The sequence below is a fragment of the Herbiconiux ginsengi genome (genome assembly GCF_900107435.1).
Lineage (GTDB): Bacteria > Actinomycetota > Actinomycetes > Actinomycetales > Microbacteriaceae > Herbiconiux > Herbiconiux ginsengi.
In genome coordinates, this window is record NZ_FNPZ01000004.1 from 384516 (window position 1) to 401385 (window position 16870).

Consider the following 16870-nt stretch of genomic DNA (forward strand, 5'->3'; position numbering starts at 1 on the left):
GCAATATACTGCACGAATGATATGCTGCAACTATGCCGACGCCGCAGACGAGTAACGTCAACTCCCGGTCCCTCCTGCGCGACGACGTCTATCTCTCGCTGCGCGACGCGATCATCGACGGCACGTTCCTGCCCGGAGAGCGGCTTCGAGACCAAGAACTCGAATCGTGGCTAGGGGTGAGCCGGACCCCGATCCGCGAAGCTCTGCTGCGGCTGGCGCGGGCCGGATTGGTCTCCGCAAAGCCCGGTCGAGCGACGATCGTGGCCCCGGCCAACCCGAAGATCGTGGGTGACGCCCAGCAGATCGCCGCCTCCATGCACGAGCTGGCGACGCGTCTCGCCGGCCCTGCGGTCACGCCCGACGCGCTGGGGGCCATGGAAGCGGCGAACCTCGACTTCGCCAGCGCCCTCGTGGCCGGCGACATCGATCTGGCGTTGCGTTCCGACGACGCCTTCCACGCTGTGCTGACCGGCCTGAGCGGCAACACGATGATCGCCGACGTGCTGGAACAAGCCACCCCGCTCATCCGTCGAGCCGAACGGCAGCGCTTCGCGTCGTCGGCCGGACGCGAATCCGTCGAGCAGCATCGTGCGATCGTCGAGCGTCTGAGGGCCGGAGATGTCGATGGGGCAGCCGCACTCAGCCGCGACAACTGGATGACTCTCCACCAGCACGTGGATCACGCGGACGGATAGTCGCCTCACGGCCCGCGTGCCGGATGACACAGGGATTGGACGATCGGATGACTGACGCCGGAACGATCGAGGTCACGGGGCTCCTGAGCGACTTGACGACATCGTCTCTGGTCGTCGCAGCCCTCGCCTCCGCGCTCTCCGACGAGCGAGCGCGTACCCCCGCTGAGGCGCTCGAGATCGACGGTCCTCGTGCGGCGGTGCTCCGGACTCTGCCCGACGCGGAGCTCGCGCTGCGAGCGCTCTGGGAAGATCGCTCGTCGCGGAGCAGCAACCTCGTCAGCAGCTTGAGTCAAGCGGCTGCCGCCGCGGCGGGGACGACGAGAGCCTGGTCGGACGTGGGCGACGAGGTCATGATCGCGCAAGGACGCTCCTCGGCCCTGATGGCGCGGTTCATGCTGAAGGACGTCGCCCCCGCGTACGGGGTCTTGGCCGCGGATTCGTCGGCGCGGATCCTCGATGTCGGCACGGGCATCGGCGCGATCGCGACCGCGTTGGCAGAAGCCCGGCCCGGCATCGAGGTCACGGGGATCGACATCGCGGAGCGGCCGCTCGACATCGCGCGCACGCTCGTCGACGAACTGCACTCCCAGGTCGCCGCCCGGATCTCGTTCCGTCAGCAAGACGTGACCGAGCTCGGCGAGAAGGCCTGTTACGACGTCGTCTGGATGCCCATGCCGTTCCTGCCCGATGCCATCGTCGACCGGGCGTTGGACCGCGCCACCGAAGCGCTCACGTCGGGCGGGCTCCTGGTGCTCGGCACTCGTCCCGATGTCGCCGGCGGGGGTCTGCGGGCGGCCGACGCGTGGATCGCATCGCTCACCGGCGGCGGCACCCTGACCACGAGTGCCGTCGCGGACCGCCTGTCCCGACGCGGCTTCCGAAGGATCCTACGCTTCGACACGGTACCCGGTGCCCCCGTGCTCCTCGCCGCCGTCGCGCCCCACTGATCCACCGTGGCGCTGCGGAACGCTGGCCCGTGCGGCGGCGGGTGGCGGAGGTGGAGACCGCAGCTTCGAGAGGGGAGAGAGCCTTCGCCGGCTCAGCGCACCGCGGGGCGGGGCTTGATCGACGCCAGGAGCGCGGCGCCGACGACCGCTGCGGCTCCTCCGACGAGCAGGGCGGTCTGCACTCCGATGCCGTCGACCAAGAGGCCTCCGATGACCGCGCCGAGCGCGATCGCAATCTGGAACGCGGCCGCCTGCAATCCGCCCACACTCTCCAGTCGAGTGGGCTCGGCCCGCGCCATCCAGGTGATCGTCGCTGTCGGCACCGCCCCGAAGCCGATGCCCCAGACCGCGACCGCCACGATGACGCCGGCCGTCGTGGTGCCGGCCAGAGCGAAGACGATCATCGCCACGCCGATCGCCGCCGGGAAGAGCAGCACTGCCAGCCGCAGCCGCTTGTCGGTGAGGGGGCCCGCCACCACGTTGCCGATGAACGCCGCCACGCCGTAGACCGCGAGCAGCACCGCGAGCTGCGACGGGTCGAGACCGCCGATGTCGGCCGCGGCCGGACGGATGTAGGTGAAGCCGGCGAAGTGGCCGCCCACCACGAGGGCCATCGCCAGGAGGCCGACCAGGATGGCCCGCGAGCGCAGCGTCGCGAGGAGGGGACCGAAGCCGGTCGCGGTCGTCGACCGCACCGAGGGCAGCACGATCGCCTGCATGATCACCGCGATCACACCCACGGCGGCGGCGAGCGCGAAGACGACGCGCCAACCCCAGAGCTCGCCCAGCCAGGTGCCGAGCGGAATCGCGGCCACGGTGGCCAGGGAGACGCCGACGTTCACGACGGTGAGGCCGCGCCCGAGCTGCGCCGTCGGGACGAGGCGGGCTGTGAGGGAGATCCCGATCGCCCAGAAGCCGCCGGCTGCGATGCCGAGCAGCACTCGCGCCGCCAGGAGTACCGGGTAGTTCGGTGCGATCGCGACCAGGAGGGAGGAAAGGACCGACAGCACCGACAGGCCCAGCATGAGGTGTCGGCGGTCGAGACGGGGCAGCAACACCGGGATGGTGATACCGGCGACGGCGGCCACGATGGCCGTGACGCTGACCGATTGGCCGGCGACGCCCTCCGTGACGCCGAGGTCTGCTGCTATTCGCGAAAGCAGGCTCGCGGGGAGGAACTCGGCCATGACCAGGGCGAAGACGCCCACGGAGAGCGAGGCCACTCCCAGCCAGGAGGTGGCGGCGGGCGAGTCGCCGCCCGGTGCCTCGTTCGATGCCGTCGACGGCGTCAAGGTCGGGGTGGAGCCGGTGGAGGGTTCGTGCGGGGTTGTGGGGTTGTCCATAGCACAATGCTCGATCTCTCCTGTCAGGGAGGGGAAACGTCGGGTTAGCTGCTTACAATTGGTAACCATGACCTCTCATGCCACCGGTACCCGCCCTCTGCCGCCGATTCTGAACGAGGAAGAGTGCCGGGGCTTCCAGAGCGCGATCGAACTCGTCGGCCGTCGGTGGACGGGTGCCATCTTGCTCAGCATCACCCGGGGCGCGCGGCGCTTCAGTGAGATCATCCGCGCGGTCGACGGGCTGTCGGATCGGTTGCTCTCGCAGAGACTCAAGGAGTTGGAGGCGCAGGGGCTCGTCGAGCGCACGATCGTGCCGACGACCCCTGCGTACTCCCGCTACACCCTCACCACGCGTGGCATCAGGCTCATGGCGGCACTGCACCCCCTCGCGCAGTGGGGTGTCGCCGACAACTCCGCCGACACGTGATGTGCGTGACGTGTTCTGCCTCCCGACGTCGGGTCGGGTCGGCCGGTGTGCCGATCTAGTCGTTGGCCGTCTGGGTCGTCAAGAACGCGAGCGCCTCGTCGGCGACCGTGCGCCAGCCGTGGTCGATGGTGAGCGAGTGACCGCGCCCGGGGATCTCGATGAACACCGTGGTGCCGGGGTTCTTCTGCTGGATGCGGAAGGCGGCCGCGGTCATCGCGGTGGGCACGGTGTTGTCGTTCTCGCCGGAGATGATCAGCAGCGGGCCGCGCTCGGGATTCTTCGTGTCGACCTTCGTCTCGGTGAAGGGGTTGAAGTTCGCGGTGGCCGCCTGGAACAGCGGAACGCCCGAAGCGGCCACGTGATAAGTCTCCCACAGCTCCTTCGCCTCGTCGGCGTCGAGGTTGTTGGCCCAGCCGAAGGTGAACTGCTCGAGGGTGAGCGAGACCGCCTTGCCGAAGTTGAGCGGATTGCCCAGCACCGGAGCCGACGACTTCAGCGACGACACGGGTAGGGGGAGCACGCCCTGGAACGGTGCCGGATCGATCGCCACCGTGGCCTCGCTCGCTCCTTCGCCGGCGATCTTCTGGGCGATCAGGCCGCCGAAGGAGTGGCCGACGACCGCGGGAGTGAGGGTGAGCGCGTCGATGGCTTCGAGGTAGTGCTCGGTGACCTGCTTGACCATCTTGTGGGCGAAGACATCCGGATCTCGCCGTGCCTCCTCGACGCTCGCGGGATCGTCGGGCCAGCCCGGCGCGACGGTGGAGAAGCCGTTCTCCTCGAACAGGGTGCGCCACTTCTCCCAGCTGCTGGAGAGCAGCCAGAGTCCGTGGATGAAGACGACGGGCTGGAGACCCGAGGCGTTGGCGCGCTCGATCTCCTCGGTTTCTGCGGCGGTGAGGGTGCTCACGGGTGATTCCTTCCGGTCGGCGGTGTTCGCACGCTACTGGCGGGGCACGGGGCGGCGCAAGAGGTTTCGAGCGGGTGTGGACCGCTGGCGGGGGCCTGTGGAGAATGGGGGCATGTCATCCGGAGCAGAGACCGTCACTCGCGAGTTCACGATCGTCATCGACGCCGAGCCCGCCGTGGTCTGGGTGGCCCTGACTTCGCCGGAGTACACGACGGAATGGTGGTTCGCCAACACGGTCGAGTCGACCTGGGAGGTGGGCGCCCCGATCGGCTATCTCGACGAACGCGGACTGCCCGAGACCCTGGGCGAGGTGCTCGTGAGCGAACCTCCGCACCGCCTGGCCACGAGCTTCCATCCCGTGTGGTCGGAGGAGGTGCGCGAGCACGAGGGAACGCGGGTGGAGTGGCTGCTCGAGGCGTTCGACGACCTCTCCGACCCGCCGCGCACGCAGGTGACTCTCACGCATTCGGGTGTGGTGCCGGGAAGCGTGCTCGACCGGGAGATCAGTCCGGGGTGGAGCTACCTGCTCGAGAGCCTCAAGAAGCTGCTCGAGTCCTGAATCCGCCGCTCGGGCCTCTGGTGCCCGACGTCGCAATGTGTACACTGTTCACATCGGAGAAAACCCGATGTCGGTGGAATACGGCAGAGTACGAATCGCGTTCTCCTGTGATACCGGCTTCGCCGATCCTCTTGCCCGTCTTCTTCCGACAGGACACCCCGTGACCGATAGCCCCTTGCACGCCACCGAGGCTGCACCCGTTCAGCCGAGTTCGGCCGCGGCCGACTCCGGCGACCACATCGCGCGCCGCAACCGGCTCGTCATCAACCTTCTGCTGGTGGCGACCTTCGTCGTCATCCTCAACGAGACCATCATGGGCGTGGCCATCCCGCATCTCGTGGTCGACCTCGGCATCACCGAGGTCGCCGCCCAGTGGCTCTCGACCGCGTTCATGCTCACCATGGCCGTGGTCATCCCCATCACCGGGTTCCTGCTGCAGCGCTTCAACACCCGGCCGATCTTCATCGCCGCGATGTCGTTGTTCAGTGCCGGCACCTTGATCGCCGCGCTCGCGCCCGGCTTCGAGGTGCTGCTCGCGGCGCGCGTCGTGCAGGCCTCGGGCACCGCCATCATGATGCCGCTGCTCATGACCACGGTGATGACCCTGGTGCCGCCGGCGACGCGCGGTCGCACCATGGGCAACATCTCGATCGTCATCTCGGTGGCCCCGGCCATCGGCCCCACGATCTCGGGCATCATCCTCAGCACGCTCAGCTGGCGGTGGATGTTCATCCTCGTGCTCCCGATCGCGGTCGGAGCGCTGATCCTCGGCGCCGTGCGGGTGAAGAACGTGACCGAACCGCGTGTGGTGCCGATCGACGTGTTCTCGATCATCCTGTCGGCCTTCGGCTTCGGCGGGCTGGTCTACGGGCTCAGCAACATCGGAGGGGCCTCGGCCACCTTCCTCGGCAGCTGGATGCCGCTGATCGTGGGTCTGGTGGCGCTCGCGGCCTTCGTGCTGCGGCAGCTCGCGCTGCAGCGCACCGATCGTGCCCTGCTCGACCTGCGCACCTTCAAGGCGCGCACGTTCACCGTGGCCATCCTGCTGATGGCGGTGTCGATGATGGCGCTGTTCGGCACGATCATCGTGCTGCCGTTCTTCATGCAGAACGTGCTGCAGCTGGATGCGCTGACCACGGGGCTCCTGCTCCTGCCCGGGGGCCTCGTGATGGGTGTGCTGGCGCCGTTCGTCGGGCGGCTCTACGACAGGTTCGGGCCCACCGTGCTGCTGGTGCCCGGATCGATCATCGTCTCCGGCGTGCTGTGGGGCCTCACCATGGTGAACGAGAACACCTCGATGTGGTGGGTGCTCGTGGCGCACGTGACGCTGAGCATCGGCCTCGCGCTCATGTTCACGCCGCTGTTCACCGCGGGGCTCGGTGCGCTCAAGCCGCAGCTGTATTCTCACGGCTCGGCCATCGTGGGCACGGTTCAGCAGCTGGCCGGAGCCTCGGGAACCGCCTTGTTCATCGCGGTGATGTCGGGCGTCGCCCTCACCCACCAGAGCGCGGGCGAATCGGTGATCTCGTCGACCGCGGCGGGCATCCAGGCCGCGTTCCTCTGCGGTGCGATCATCTCGCTGCTCGGCGTGGTGGCGGCGTTCTTCGTGCGGCGCCCGCGTGAGCTCACTCCCGAGCAGCAGCGCCTGCTCGAGGAGGAGTCAGGCGGAGCGGCTGAGGGTGTGCCGATCGGGCACTGACCCTTTCCGACCACGACACGTCGCGCGCACCCCGCCAGAGAGCCGGGGTGCACGCGACGTTCGTCGTCCGGGCGATCGGCTCTAGAACTGCGGGGGCTCCGGCGGTGCTGGGGGCGGGTCGGATGGTGCACCGGGAGGGGGAGTGGGCGGCTCGGGCGGAAGCATGGGTGGCGGATCTGTCGACATGCGGCCGACCCTACTCGCCTGAGCCGATTCCGCACGCCAGGTGCGGTCTCCGAGACGAGCGGTCTCAGAGACCGAGGAGCGAGCTGAGGGCGCTCTCGCTCACCACGGGGATGCCGTAGGCCCGAGCCCGCCTCGCCTTGGTGGAGAGGGAATCGGGGTCGGCGGCCGCGACCACCTTCACCTGCTTCGTGACGTAGCTGCGCGGCACCAGTCTGCTGCCGGAGAGGATGGCGTTCCACTCCTCGCGCGGCCGCGACATCGACCCGGTGAGAGCGATGTGGTCGCCGGCGCCGAGCGCGAAGCCCCGGGGCGGTCGGCCGCGGTCGAGGGCTGCGAGATGATCGACGAATGCCGGCACGCGGCGTCGAGCCGCATCCGCTCGGCGGCCGGAGGGCTGCGCGTAGCCCTCCGACTCCCAGGCACGCTCCCGAGGGAACCACTCCGCGCCGGGCGACGGGATGCGAGCGAAGGCGTGCTCGAGACCACGGGCGAGATACTCGTCCCACCCCGAGCGGTCCTCGGTGTGATCGAGGTAGGCCGCCAGGAGCAGCGCCGTGGCCTCGGCGTCGACGGACGCGCGGTGCGCGCCGTCGAGTTCGATGCCGAACGTTGCACAGCACTCCGCGAGCGAACGGCGCGCGCCGGCCGGCAGATACTCCTTCGCGAGCCGCATGGTGCAGAGCGAGACGAGGTCGTCTCGATGCGAATATCCCATCCGTTCCAGTTCGGCGAGCAGGAAGCGGGTGTCGAAGCTCGCGTTGTGGGCCACGATGACCCGACCGGAGAGCAGCTCGAGCAGTTCGGCAGCGATCTGGCCGAAGGAGGGCGCCTGGCGGGCCTCGAAGGCCGTGATGCGATGGATGTCCTGCCGCCCGAGGTCGCGCCCCGGGTTGATCAGGGTGTCCCATCGGCCCGTGATCGTGCCATCCGGGTCGGAGTGCACGACCGCCACCTCGATGGCCCGATCGCTTCCGCCCGGGAACAACCCGGTGGTCTCGAAGTCGATCGTGGCGAAGCCGGGCATGGTGCTCTTCTCGGGTCGTGGTGTGCTGCTCTTCGAGGCTAGCCAGAGCATCCGACATCGGGCGGAGGACGCGCCCGCACACGATCGGGAGGCCTCGGACTCAGGCCCGTGCGTGCGCCAGTTCGAGCGCCGCGGCGACCTCGTCGCGTGAGGCGGCGGCGAGGTCGATCACGGTCCACCCCTGTCGGCCCCAGCCGCCGTTCACGGGCGCGAAGGCCGCGCTGTTGCGGCAGAACATCGCCTGCTCCTCGGGAGCCAGGGCCGCGTTCATCGTGAGCCCGTCGGGCGGGAGAGTGGCGAAGATGCGCGTGACCCTGAAGGCCCGACGGTCGAAGTGCGGCGCCTCGATCACCCCGGGAAGATCGAGTGCCAGTGCGGCGCCGTCGACGAGATCCATCAGTCGCTGTCGTCGCGCCACGGGGCCACGTCGACCTCGTTGCTCTCGGGGTCGGCCAGGGTCCAGTACCCGGGGGCGAAGGCGTCGTTCACGATGCGCCCGCCGGCCGCGACCGCTGCGGCGACGCGCCGCTCGGCCTCGTCGCGCGGCACCGAGACGTCGATGTGGATGCGGTTGCGCTGCGGGCGGGGTGCGTCCATCTGCTGGAACCAGACGTTCGGGCCGTGCCCGAGGGGGTCGACGACATCCTCGTCGCCGTCCTGCCGGTAGCCGAGCACGGCCTCCCAGAACGGCAGCACACGCGGGATGTCGAGAGCGTCGACCGCGATCTGCACCACCTGCACGCGCGAGGGATCGGCGGCGATGCCGAGCTCGTCGGCCGCCTCGGAGATGCGCTGGGCCAGTGCGAGATCGCGCCGGCTGATGTCGCCGACGTCGTGACTGATCAGCCGCACCGTGACGGAGGAGTATCGCAGCTCGACGTCGGGATGGTGACCCGCCGCATCAGCCAGTTCGGCGATGGCGAAGACGAGGGCGGCGCCCTTCTCGAACGAGCCCGACGAGAAGTGCGCCCGGGCGCCGTCGAAGACGACCCGCCAATCGGAGACGCCCTCGGAGGCGTGGAACTCGCGCGGCGAGATGCGGTCGTTCATCGACTGCTCCATACGTCGAGGGTAGACGCTCTCCCTCCCCGGGGATATCGATCTGGTGAAAGCGATCGCCTCAAGCGGCTCCCTCTGAGATCACCCGCTCGCCCTGGGTCGGGTTCTCGCCCGTCGGTGCGGTGAGAGAGGCGGCCAGGCTGGCGAAGATCACCGCTGTCACACTCTGCGGCGGTGCGGCCAGAACGGTGAGGAGATACCCGGGCATGCTTCGCATGGCGAAGTTCTGCACCTCGATCTCGATCGTGCCGACGTTCTCGATGACCATGTGAATGTGGGCGTCTTCCCGCCCCGATACGTCGTAGCGGTTCCAGATGCGCACGAAGTCGGCGTCGGCGGACAGCTCCTCGACGAGTTCCTTCAGACGCGGGGCGAACGGGTTGGCATCGCGGCGAAGTCCGGCGACGGTGGATCGGACCATCGGCTCCCATTCGAGCAGGGTCTTCTTCATTCGATCGTTGAAGAGATCGACGACGACATTCGATCCGGCCGCGAGCCCGCCATGGCCGAAGTTCGTCGCCATCGGATTGGATGCGACGATGTCGCGGTTACTGTCGGAGACGTACGCGGGCGTGTGTGTCCATTGGCTCAGGACGCGCGCGATGCGGTCGGCCGATTCGGTGGCCGGAGGTGCCGGATTGGGGAGGTCTCCGCTCGCCACGCGGAACATGTACTGACGGGTGTCGGCGTCGAAGCCGAGTGCCCGCGCGAGAGCATTCAGCACCTGGTCGGACGGCCGGATGTTGCGACCCTGCTCCAGACGCAGGTAGTACTGCTCGCTGATTCCCGCGAGGCGTGCGACTTCATCGCGTCGAAGGCCGGGAACACGTCGACCGGGTTCCCGAAAGAGGCCCGCGTCTTCGGGCTGGCACACATTCCGGCGCGCACGCAGGAACTTTCCCAGCGCAAGCAGCTCCGCTGACATCGCACGTCTCCTCTGTTCGGATTACCCCACCGAACATTCTAGAGCCATGTCTCTAGAACCGGCGGGCGGTCTCCGTTCAGGCGTCGAGCAGTGTGCGTTGCGTCGATGCGGCGGCTTGCCGCCCGATCAGTCGCAGCTCTCGGGGATCCCGCCCGATCCGCGAGAGCTGGATCAGAGCCTGGGAGAGGGCGACGGCGTGTGCGGCGGAGACGTCGATGTCGTGCTTCGAGGTCGTGGCCGGGACCACATCCCCGAGGGCGCGCGCGACGGCCGCTTCCATCGCGTCGATGGTCGCTCCGCTGATCTGCGCGATGTCGTCGTCGGCGCCGAGCTCGGAGATGGTGTTGAGCATCAGGCAGCCCCGATGGTCGGTGTGGGAGAGGCAGTCATCGACGATGGCGTCGAAGTAGGCGGCGACCGTCTCCTCGACACCGGTGCGTTCTGCGTCGAAGACGCCGGCGACCAACGCGACCCGTCGCGCGCAGTAGCGTCGGTAGGCGGCGAGGAACAAGACCCACTTGCTGCCGTAGGCCTGGTAGAGGCTGCCGTTCGTGACGCCCGTCTCCGCAGTGAGCTCGGTGAGCGATGCAGCGCGATATCCGTGCACCCAGAACAACTCGATCGCAGCATCGAGTAGGGCTTCCTCGTCATACGCACGTGTTCGCGGCATCAGTTCACGTTACTCCTCCCGGCAGCCCGGCGATGCTGCGGCCGACGGGGCCGAGGGCGTGCGAGCGCTCTCACCGGTCGTGAGCAAAGGGCAGCGATCCTGCGAGGCGCACGCCGTACTCCGAGATCGCCCGGCCGACGGGAAGGCGCTCGTCGTCATACCGGGCAAGCGCCTCGGAGAGCGGCAGAGCGCTCAGCAGGCCGGCCAGGGCCATCGCGTCGCCTGCCGCTTTGGCGGCTCCCATCGCGGTGTGGGGGCGCACCATCACGGCGGCATCGCCGAGGAGCGCGACTCGGCCCTTGACCATCCGGCGGGGGACGTAGTCGTAGATGGCCTGCAGGAACGGCCGCGGTTCGGCCTCGACGGCTGCAGCGAACGACGGCGGGAGCTCGTCGAGGCCGTCCGCGACCAGATCGTCGCGGAGCGCCCGGGGCAGCTGTCCGGGAGCCAGCGACGCGCTCGCCGGGCTGCGGCCCGATCGTGTCATCAGGGCGGTGAGTTGACGGGCGGTCATCGGCCGGTACCAGACCCAGTTGTAGCGTCGACTGCCTGGCCGCACCTCTCCCGCTGGGCCGGGCACGAGGTATCCGAGCATGTGTGCATCCGGGCCGTTGAAGAAGGCGAACCGCTCGAGCAGCGTGCTGGCGGCAGCTCCCGAGAGCCGCCCTTCCGGTATGAGCCCGCGCCAGGTGACGTAGCCGGCGTAGGAGTTGGTGTGCTGTTCGGGGTTCACGGCGACGCGGGTCACCGAGTTGAGGCCGTCGGCGCCGATCACGAGGTCGAATCGTTCGTGGCGTCCGTCGGGGAATCGCACGGTGGCGTCGTGCTCGTTCGAAACGACGGCCTGAATCGGAGTCGACAGCCGGTACCTTTCCGGAGGCAGAAGAGAGCGCAGTACTTCGTAGAGGTAGTCCCAGGACAGTTGCGTCTGGGGTGAGGGATCGCGGTGGACGATTCGGTCGTCGCGCGCCAGCGTGATCCGCTCGTGGGCGACGACGCCCACCCCTGCCGCGTCATCCCGACCCACGAGATGGAGCAATTCGAACAGCTCTCGCTGAGCGACGAGACCGGCTCCGCGGCGGGACAGACCGTGAACGGAGCGCTCGAACACCGTGACCCGGTGCCCCGCCCGGTCGAGCAGCCCGGCCACGAACAGCCCGCCGATGGACCCGCCGACCACCGCGACGTCGAGTCGGTCAGGCACTTCTCTGACCCCTGTCATTTTGCATGCCCACACGCTAGCCGTCGCGCCACACTCGGCGGTCCGACGGAAGTCGGAACAAGGCGCGACGCTCGTCGGAGGCCCCGCCGACCCCGCGGCAGGCGCACCCGGGAGGATTCTGGATGCGCCTGCCGCCTTCGCTGCTGGGGTTATTGCTGGATGAAGGCGAGGAGGTCGGGGTTGATGACGTCGGCATGGGTGGTCAGCATGCCGTGCGGGTAACCCTCATAGATCTTCAGCGTCGAGTTACTGAGCAGCTCGTGCTGCTTCAGCGACGCGTCCTTGTAGGGCACGACCTGGTCGTCATCACCCTGGGTCACCAGAACCGGAACCGAGATCGCTTTCAGATCCTCGGTCTGGTCAGTCTCGGAGAACGCCTTGATGCCCTCGTAATGCGCCAACGCGCTGCCCATCATGCCCTGCCGCCACCAATTCGCGACCACCGGCTCCGACACGGTGACTCCCTCACGGTTGAAGCCATAGAACGGGCCCGCAGCGACAGCCTGGAAGAACTCCGCCCGGTTCGCGGCCAACGCACTCCGGAACCCGTCGAACACCGACACCGGGGTGCCCTCCGGGTTCGCGTCCGTCTGCACCATCAACGGCGGCACCGACGACACCAGCACCGCCTTCGCCACCCGCCCCTGCGGCTCCCCGTACCGGGCCACATACCGGGCCACCTGACCGCCACCGGTCGAGTGCCCGATATGGATGGCGTTACGCAGATCGAGGTGCTCGACCACCGCGGACGCGTCGCTGGCGTAGTGGTCCATGTCATGACCGGTCCCGATCTGCGACGACCGCCCATGACCCCGCCGGTCACTCGCGATCACCCGGTAACCATGACCCAGGAAGAACAACATCTGCGCATCCCAGTCATCCGACGACAACGGCCAACCATGATGAAACATGATCGGCTGGGCGTCGGGGCTACCCCAGTCCTTGTAATAGATCTCTGCGCCATCATCCGTGGTCACAAACGGCATGATCAACCCTCCAGGTTCGTGTCGATCCGAGCCTCATCTGCGCCCGGACGACGATCGGTATTCGCGCTCCTCGATGAGGTGAGGAGTGATTCAAATCTAGATTCGGGTCGCACCCGGCGGTTCCGACATTCGCCGACTCTCATTCCTACGTCGGGATGCACGCGTCGTGAAGCCGGGCGGCCGATCACACCAGCCCTCTCGTCTCCCAGAGCCGCATGAGCTTCAAACACAGATGCAGCGTGCTTCGGGCGAAGCCGTCGCTCAGGGAATCCCTCACGATCGGCGGCATGTTCTCGAGCCGGTAGTAGAGCGTCGTGCGATGGATGTGGAGCTTCTCGCAGGCCTCTTTCACCTGGGATCCCACGTCGAGATAGGCCTCGACGGTGGTGCGTTGCAGCTCGTCGCCCTCGACGCACAGCGCGTGCGCAGCCGGGGAGAACAGCGCCATCTGCGACCGGTCCGCCGGGATGGATGACAGCATCAGCCAGCTGCCCAACTCGCTGATGTCGGCGATGCGCTGGGAGCGGGGGAGACGCTGCAGCGTCTCGGCTGCGGCGACCGACTGGTCGACGGCGGTGCGGAGATCGTCGTGGCGGCGGTCGTGCCGCGCGGTGCCGATGGCCCGGACGGTGAGCGAACGGCTCGCTGCTTCCGACTGGATCTGCTCCACCACGGGTGCCGCGTCGAGGGCCCGCACGGCGAAGAGCTCGGTGGCCTCGCGTTCGCCGAGGTAGAAGATTCCCTGGGTGCGCCGGGCATCCAGTTGCCGGGCGAACGCCACCCGCTCGATGGGGGAGGACGTGGGGTCCAGCGCGACCGCGAGCACGAGGGTGCCGGCGCCGCGCTCCACCCACAGGTTGGTGACGGCATCGTTGAACGCCCGGCGGGCCACCGCCCCGTCGGCCGAGAGGAGCCGGCTGAAGACCGCCGTCCGTGCGGAGCTGTCGTCCGGCGGCAGCCGTCGGGAGACGGCCTCGCGGAGGAGGAAGACCGCAGCGTCGATCGCTGCGTAGTGGGTGGTGGTCAACGGCGGAAGGGAGCCGGTGATCAACCACAGGATGCACAGTGGTCCGGCTTGGTCCCGGATCGGAATGGCCAGACGGTCCAAGGCATCGAGTTCGCTCATGTCGACCGCGACCGGCTGCCGTGCGTGCATGATCTGCAGGCGCTCGACGAGCGCGCGACCTTCGGGGGTCGTGCGCCGCTGCAGCAGGCTGTCGGCTCGGACGGCGTCGATGACGTCACCTTGGGCGCTGGCGGCGATGGGGCGGTGATTCAGGTCGTTGACGAGCACCGATCGATCGAGAGACAGGGCGAGTTCATCGACGATGTCCTGGATGTCCATATCTCCCACGGTAGAGCGGGTGTGCCGATCGAACGTGTCCCTGTCAGGCACACCTCCGCAACCTCCTGAGGGTGCAGGGGGTTGCGACATCCGTCCAACACCCCACAGGGCGGTGAGCGGGGTGTTCGATCATCGTCGGACGTGGTGTCGTCAATCGTCGCTGTCGGCCGGTCGGGGGCAGAACTAGCGTCTGTTCACGACGAAAGCGAGCGAAGGATGCACCACCATGTCGACCAAGGCCGAGGGGCGAGTCCCGAATGCTCCGGTCGGCACGATGGCGCCGGCCCGGCCCGGATCGACGCCTGACTACCGGTCGTGGTCGGCGGTTCTGATGGTCTTTCTCGGAGGTGCGGTGGGGACCGTGGCTCGTGAGTCCCTCGATCTCGCCACGCCCGCCGAGCATCTCGTCGCCACGACGTTCATCATCAACATCGTCGGATCCTTCTCGTTGGCTGTGGTCTACACGGCCCTGCAGGAGCGGAAACGGAGCGCGGCGTTCCAGCGCCGGATCCGATTGCTGGTCGGCACCGGCTTCATGGGCGGGTTCACGACCTACGGGTCGTTCGCTGTCGCGACCGCCGCGGCCGCCTCGCGGGGGTCGGTCGGCGACGCGGCCCTCTACGCAGCGGGAAGCATCCTGCTCGGCGTCGTCGCGGCGCTCCTCGGGCGGCAGCTCGTGGAGTACATCGATCGACACCGGCGAGCCGTCGCCGGCTCCGAAGCGCGGTGACCCGATGACGTCCGTCACCGGTCTGACCGTGTTCGCGATCGCCGTCGCGGGCGGCTTGGGCGCCGTCGCACGATTGGTCGTCGGAGGCGCCGTCCAGCACTGGTCACGGTGGAAGTTCCCGATCGGAACGGCAGTCCTCAACGTGACGGGATCGTTTTTCCTCGGCCTGGTCATGAGCGCCGCGGCGACCTCGCTCGCTCCGACCTGGCTGGCCATCGTCGGCACCGGATTCCTCGGCGGTTTCACCACCTTCAGCACCGCCAGCGTCGACACCGCCGACCTCGTGCGCGGCCGACTGTGGGGGCAGGCGGCGCTGAACGCGGGAGTGACAGGTCTTCTCTCGATCGCCGCCGCCGGTCTCGGCTACTCGTTGTGATCCGCGCTCTCCCTCGGCTGCTCAGCCCCCGGGGGAGAGCAGCACCGCGAGGCCGGCGAGCGCCATTCCGCTGAGGTTCAGCACGATGCCGAGCCGGATGCTCAGCACCTTCTGCGCGTAGGCCTCGTCGAGCCCGAAGGCCAAGACCGGGCAGCCCGCCCAGACGAGCAGCGCCAGCCCGATCGCGGCCGCCAGCACGCCGACCCACCACGCCGTCGCCCCGAGGAGGGGGAGTGAGGTCGGCCGCCAGCCCGAGGCGAGCAGCGGACCGAGCCAGAGGGCCGGCGCGATCGAGCCCGCGGCGGTCCAGATCGTCCCGGTGCGCATGATGCGCTGGATCTCCACCGCGCGCGACGTCACCTCGTGGGCGGAAGTCGTGTGCTCGGTCACGCGTCCACTTTCCACCCATCCGGGTGGTCGCGGCAATGTCTGCGAGGGGAGATCTCTCGACGGGTCAGCCCGAGAAGGCGCTGGAGCAGGTCTGCTCGGCCGCGGTCTGCCCCTTGAGGCCCTCGATGACGTCGGGGGTCTCGGCGATGTCGGTGGGCGCATCCGTCGCCGGGGGAGCCCCGTCGGTGGCGGGCGGGGCTTCGGTGGGCGGGGTGTCGCCGCCCGCGATCGTGGAGCCCGGCGCCGTGGAGTCGGCCGGCAGCGTGAACGGCTGGTCGGCGAGCACGCGCGAGAAGAGCTCCTCGGCGAGCGAGTAGACCGGCTGCACCTTGTTCGGGTCTTCGACGTAGGCCGACACCGGATACTGCACGAACACGATCTTGCCGAGGTCGACGTCTTTCAGCGTGAGCGCCAGCGACACCATCGAGTCGATGCCTTGGAGGGACGTGGAGGGGATGATGTTCTGCGACGCGGCGGTGGCGAGCCCGTAGAGCTTCGTGGGGTCGGAGAGGGTGCTGTCGGAGCGGATCTTGCGCAGCAGCGAAGAAAGGTACTGCTGCTGCGAGCCGATGCGCGACAGGTCGCTGCCGTCGCCGACGCCGTGCCGGTTGCGCAAGAAGGCGAGAGCCGTCTGCCCTTCCACCGTGCTGAGGCCCGCGGGGAGGTCGAGCCCGGAGTCGGGGTCGGAGATCGGATCGACGAGGCACACCTCGACTCCGCCGACCGCGTTCGTCATCTCGATCACGCCGTTGAACGAGGTGGCGGCGGCGTACTGGATGGGCACCGTCGTGAGGTTGGTGATCGTGTCGACCACGCAGCCGAGGCCGCCGCGGCTGAAGGCTTCGTTCAGCGGCTGGGCGCTCATCGCGTCGAAGTACTCGTCGGTCTTCGGGTCGTGGCACTCCGGATGCGCGATCACGAGGTCGCGCGGGAAGCTCACCACAACGGCGTCCTGATGGTTCGCCGAGACGTGCAGGAGGATGTTGACATCATTCAGCGTCGCATCCCGCTCGCCGTAGTCCTCGCCCTGGTTCGCGTCGTTGTCGGTGCCGACGATCAGCATGTTGAAGCCGCCGTCGAAGGCGCCGAGGAAGGGTGGCGGCGGGGGCGGTGTCGCGCCGCCGATGTCGACGGCGTTGTCGCTGATGGTCGTGGTGATGTTGGTCACTGCATACGCGACCACGGCGACCGAGCTGATCGCCACGACGGCCAGGGCCACGCCGAGGAACCGCAGCACAGATCCGATCGCCGACGGCGTCTTCTGCCGCCCGTGTCGCATCTGGTTCATCCGGCCCCCTCCGCTCGTTCCCACTCGCAGCCCCCGAGTGGCCCGGATGCGCCGATCCGGGTCTCGTCGAGGCTAGCGACTATCCCGCGAAT

Annotated in this window: 19 protein-coding genes; 7 read left to right on the forward strand and 12 right to left on the reverse strand. The window is 68.4% G+C overall.

Annotation, left to right across the window (positions count from 1 at the left end; translation table 11 throughout):
* Nucleotides 1–32 precede the first annotated feature (32 nt).
* Both BLW00_RS18150 and BLW00_RS18155 read left to right on the forward strand, forming a co-directional pair.
* Complete coding sequence (locus BLW00_RS18150) at nt 33–695, forward strand: GntR family transcriptional regulator (protein WP_092556819.1); 663 nt, start codon at nt 33–35, stop codon at nt 693–695.
* Nucleotides 696–742: 47 nt separating this feature from the next.
* Nucleotides 743–1642, forward strand: coding sequence for a class I SAM-dependent methyltransferase (locus BLW00_RS18155; protein WP_175494366.1), 900 nt, complete (start codon nt 743–745; stop codon nt 1640–1642).
* Nucleotides 1643–1734: 92 nt separating this feature from the next.
* Here the strand turns inward: BLW00_RS18155 and BLW00_RS18160 are convergent, their stop codons facing one another.
* Entirely contained in the window at nt 1735–2985 is a 1251-nt protein-coding gene (locus BLW00_RS18160; protein WP_092556823.1) for an MFS transporter, read from the reverse strand.
* A gap of 67 nt (nt 2986–3052) precedes the next feature.
* Here BLW00_RS18160 and BLW00_RS18165 point away from each other — a divergent pair, with 67 nt between their 5' ends.
* Entirely contained in the window at nt 3053–3412 is a 360-nt protein-coding gene (locus tag BLW00_RS18165) for a winged helix-turn-helix transcriptional regulator (RefSeq protein WP_092556825.1), read from the forward strand.
* Nucleotides 3413–3467: 55 nt separating this feature from the next.
* Here BLW00_RS18165 and BLW00_RS18170 read toward each other — a convergent pair whose 3' ends face one another.
* The gene (locus BLW00_RS18170) at nt 3468–4319 is read right to left on the reverse strand and encodes an alpha/beta hydrolase (protein ID WP_092556827.1); all 852 of its coding nucleotides are present in this window, start codon (nt 4317–4319) and stop codon (nt 3468–3470) included.
* A 112-nt stretch (nt 4320–4431) separates the two neighbouring features.
* On the opposite strand from BLW00_RS18170, the gene BLW00_RS18175 reads away from it, so the two are divergent.
* Nucleotides 4432–4878: an SRPBCC domain-containing protein gene (locus BLW00_RS18175; protein WP_175494367.1), complete on the forward strand. Its 447-nt coding sequence runs from the start codon at nt 4432–4434 to the stop codon at nt 4876–4878.
* A 160-nt stretch (nt 4879–5038) separates the two neighbouring features.
* A complete protein-coding gene (locus BLW00_RS18180; protein ID WP_245741668.1) occupies nt 5039–6577 on the forward strand; it encodes an MDR family MFS transporter in 1539 nt (512 codons plus the stop codon).
* 250 nt (nt 6578–6827) lie between these two features.
* On the opposite strand, the gene BLW00_RS18185 is transcribed toward BLW00_RS18180, so the two are convergent.
* The 8 genes from BLW00_RS18185 to BLW00_RS18220 form a co-directional block, all read right to left on the reverse strand.
* Nucleotides 6828–7787 carry an exonuclease domain-containing protein gene (locus BLW00_RS18185; RefSeq protein WP_175494371.1) on the reverse strand — a complete coding sequence of 320 codons (960 nt, stop codon included), beginning with the start codon at nt 7785–7787 and terminating at the stop codon, nt 6828–6830.
* 100 nt (nt 7788–7887) lie between these two features.
* Entirely contained in the window at nt 7888–8184 is a 297-nt protein-coding gene (locus BLW00_RS18190) for an MmcQ/YjbR family DNA-binding protein (RefSeq protein ID WP_092556833.1), read from the reverse strand.
* Nucleotides 8184–8849 carry a VOC family protein gene (locus tag BLW00_RS18195; protein WP_245741669.1) on the reverse strand — a complete coding sequence of 222 codons (666 nt, stop codon included), beginning with the start codon at nt 8847–8849 and terminating at the stop codon, nt 8184–8186. Before BLW00_RS18195 ends, BLW00_RS18190 begins: the two co-directional genes overlap by 1 nt.
* Nucleotides 8850–8907: 58 nt before the next feature.
* A complete protein-coding gene (locus tag BLW00_RS18200) occupies nt 8908–9771 on the reverse strand; it encodes a helix-turn-helix transcriptional regulator (RefSeq protein WP_092556834.1) in 864 nt (287 codons plus the stop codon).
* 76 nt (nt 9772–9847) lie between these two features.
* A complete protein-coding gene (locus BLW00_RS18205) occupies nt 9848–10441 on the reverse strand; it encodes a TetR/AcrR family transcriptional regulator (protein ID WP_092556836.1) in 594 nt (197 codons plus the stop codon).
* Between the two features lie 70 nt (nt 10442–10511).
* Entirely contained in the window at nt 10512–11645 is a 1134-nt protein-coding gene (locus BLW00_RS18210) for an FAD binding domain-containing protein (protein ID WP_217634419.1), read from the reverse strand.
* A 167-nt stretch (nt 11646–11812) separates the two neighbouring features.
* Nucleotides 11813–12649, reverse strand: a complete 837-nt coding sequence (locus BLW00_RS18215) for an alpha/beta fold hydrolase (protein ID WP_092556840.1) — start codon at nt 12647–12649, stop codon at nt 11813–11815.
* 184 nt (nt 12650–12833) lie between these two features.
* Nucleotides 12834–13994 (reverse strand): helix-turn-helix domain-containing protein, encoded by a 1161-nt coding sequence (locus BLW00_RS18220; RefSeq protein WP_175494373.1) that lies wholly within the window; start codon nt 13992–13994, stop codon nt 12834–12836.
* Between the two features lie 226 nt (nt 13995–14220).
* Here BLW00_RS18220 and BLW00_RS18225 point away from each other — a divergent pair, with 226 nt between their 5' ends.
* A complete protein-coding gene (locus tag BLW00_RS18225; RefSeq protein ID WP_092556844.1) occupies nt 14221–14724 on the forward strand; it encodes a fluoride efflux transporter FluC in 504 nt (167 codons plus the stop codon).
* Nucleotides 14725–14728: 4 nt separating this feature from the next.
* Complete coding sequence (locus BLW00_RS18230) at nt 14729–15100, forward strand: fluoride efflux transporter FluC (RefSeq protein ID WP_092556846.1); 372 nt, start codon at nt 14729–14731, stop codon at nt 15098–15100.
* A 21-nt stretch (nt 15101–15121) separates the two neighbouring features.
* Here BLW00_RS18230 and BLW00_RS18235 read toward each other — a convergent pair whose 3' ends face one another.
* Both BLW00_RS18235 and BLW00_RS18240 read right to left on the reverse strand, forming a co-directional pair.
* Nucleotides 15122–15490: a hypothetical protein gene (locus BLW00_RS18235; protein WP_092556848.1), complete on the reverse strand. Its 369-nt coding sequence runs from the start codon at nt 15488–15490 to the stop codon at nt 15122–15124.
* 64 nt (nt 15491–15554) lie between these two features.
* Nucleotides 15555–16778 carry an LCP family protein gene (locus tag BLW00_RS18240; RefSeq protein ID WP_092556850.1) on the reverse strand — a complete coding sequence of 408 codons (1224 nt, stop codon included), beginning with the start codon at nt 16776–16778 and terminating at the stop codon, nt 15555–15557.
* Nucleotides 16779–16870 lie beyond the last annotated feature (92 nt).

Bases quoted from the DNA above. Each gene is read 5' to 3' on its own strand.
- BLW00_RS18220 (WP_175494373.1), bottom strand. From the start codon at position 13,994: ATGGACATCCAGGACATCGTCGATGAACTCGCCCTGTCTCTCGATCGA.
- BLW00_RS18160 (WP_092556823.1), bottom strand. From the start codon at position 2,985: ATGGACAACCCCACAACCCCGCACGAACCCTCCACCGGCTCCACCCCG.
- BLW00_RS18225 (WP_092556844.1), top strand. From the start codon at position 14,221: ATGTCGACCAAGGCCGAGGGGCGAGTCCCGAATGCTCCGGTCGGCACG.
- BLW00_RS18175 (WP_175494367.1), top strand. From the start codon at position 4,432: ATGTCATCCGGAGCAGAGACCGTCACTCGCGAGTTCACGATCGTCATC.
- BLW00_RS18240 (WP_092556850.1), bottom strand. From the start codon at position 16,778: ATGAACCAGATGCGACACGGGCGGCAGAAGACGCCGTCGGCGATCGGA.
- BLW00_RS18155 (WP_175494366.1), top strand. From the start codon at position 743: ATGACTGACGCCGGAACGATCGAGGTCACGGGGCTCCTGAGCGACTTG.
- BLW00_RS18205 (WP_092556836.1), bottom strand. From the start codon at position 10,441: ATGCCGCGAACACGTGCGTATGACGAGGAAGCCCTACTCGATGCTGCG.
- BLW00_RS18215 (WP_092556840.1), bottom strand. From the start codon at position 12,649: ATGCCGTTTGTGACCACGGATGATGGCGCAGAGATCTATTACAAGGAC.
- BLW00_RS18165 (WP_092556825.1), top strand. From the start codon at position 3,053: ATGACCTCTCATGCCACCGGTACCCGCCCTCTGCCGCCGATTCTGAAC.
- BLW00_RS18185 (WP_175494371.1), bottom strand. From the start codon at position 7,787: ATGCCCGGCTTCGCCACGATCGACTTCGAGACCACCGGGTTGTTCCCG.
- BLW00_RS18150 (WP_092556819.1), top strand. From the start codon at position 33: ATGCCGACGCCGCAGACGAGTAACGTCAACTCCCGGTCCCTCCTGCGC.
- BLW00_RS18190 (WP_092556833.1), bottom strand. From the start codon at position 8,184: ATGGATCTCGTCGACGGCGCCGCACTGGCACTCGATCTTCCCGGGGTG.
- BLW00_RS18200 (WP_092556834.1), bottom strand. From the start codon at position 9,771: ATGTCAGCGGAGCTGCTTGCGCTGGGAAAGTTCCTGCGTGCGCGCCGG.
- BLW00_RS18195 (WP_245741669.1), bottom strand. From the start codon at position 8,849: ATGGAGCAGTCGATGAACGACCGCATCTCGCCGCGCGAGTTCCACGCC.
- BLW00_RS18230 (WP_092556846.1), top strand. From the start codon at position 14,729: ATGACGTCCGTCACCGGTCTGACCGTGTTCGCGATCGCCGTCGCGGGC.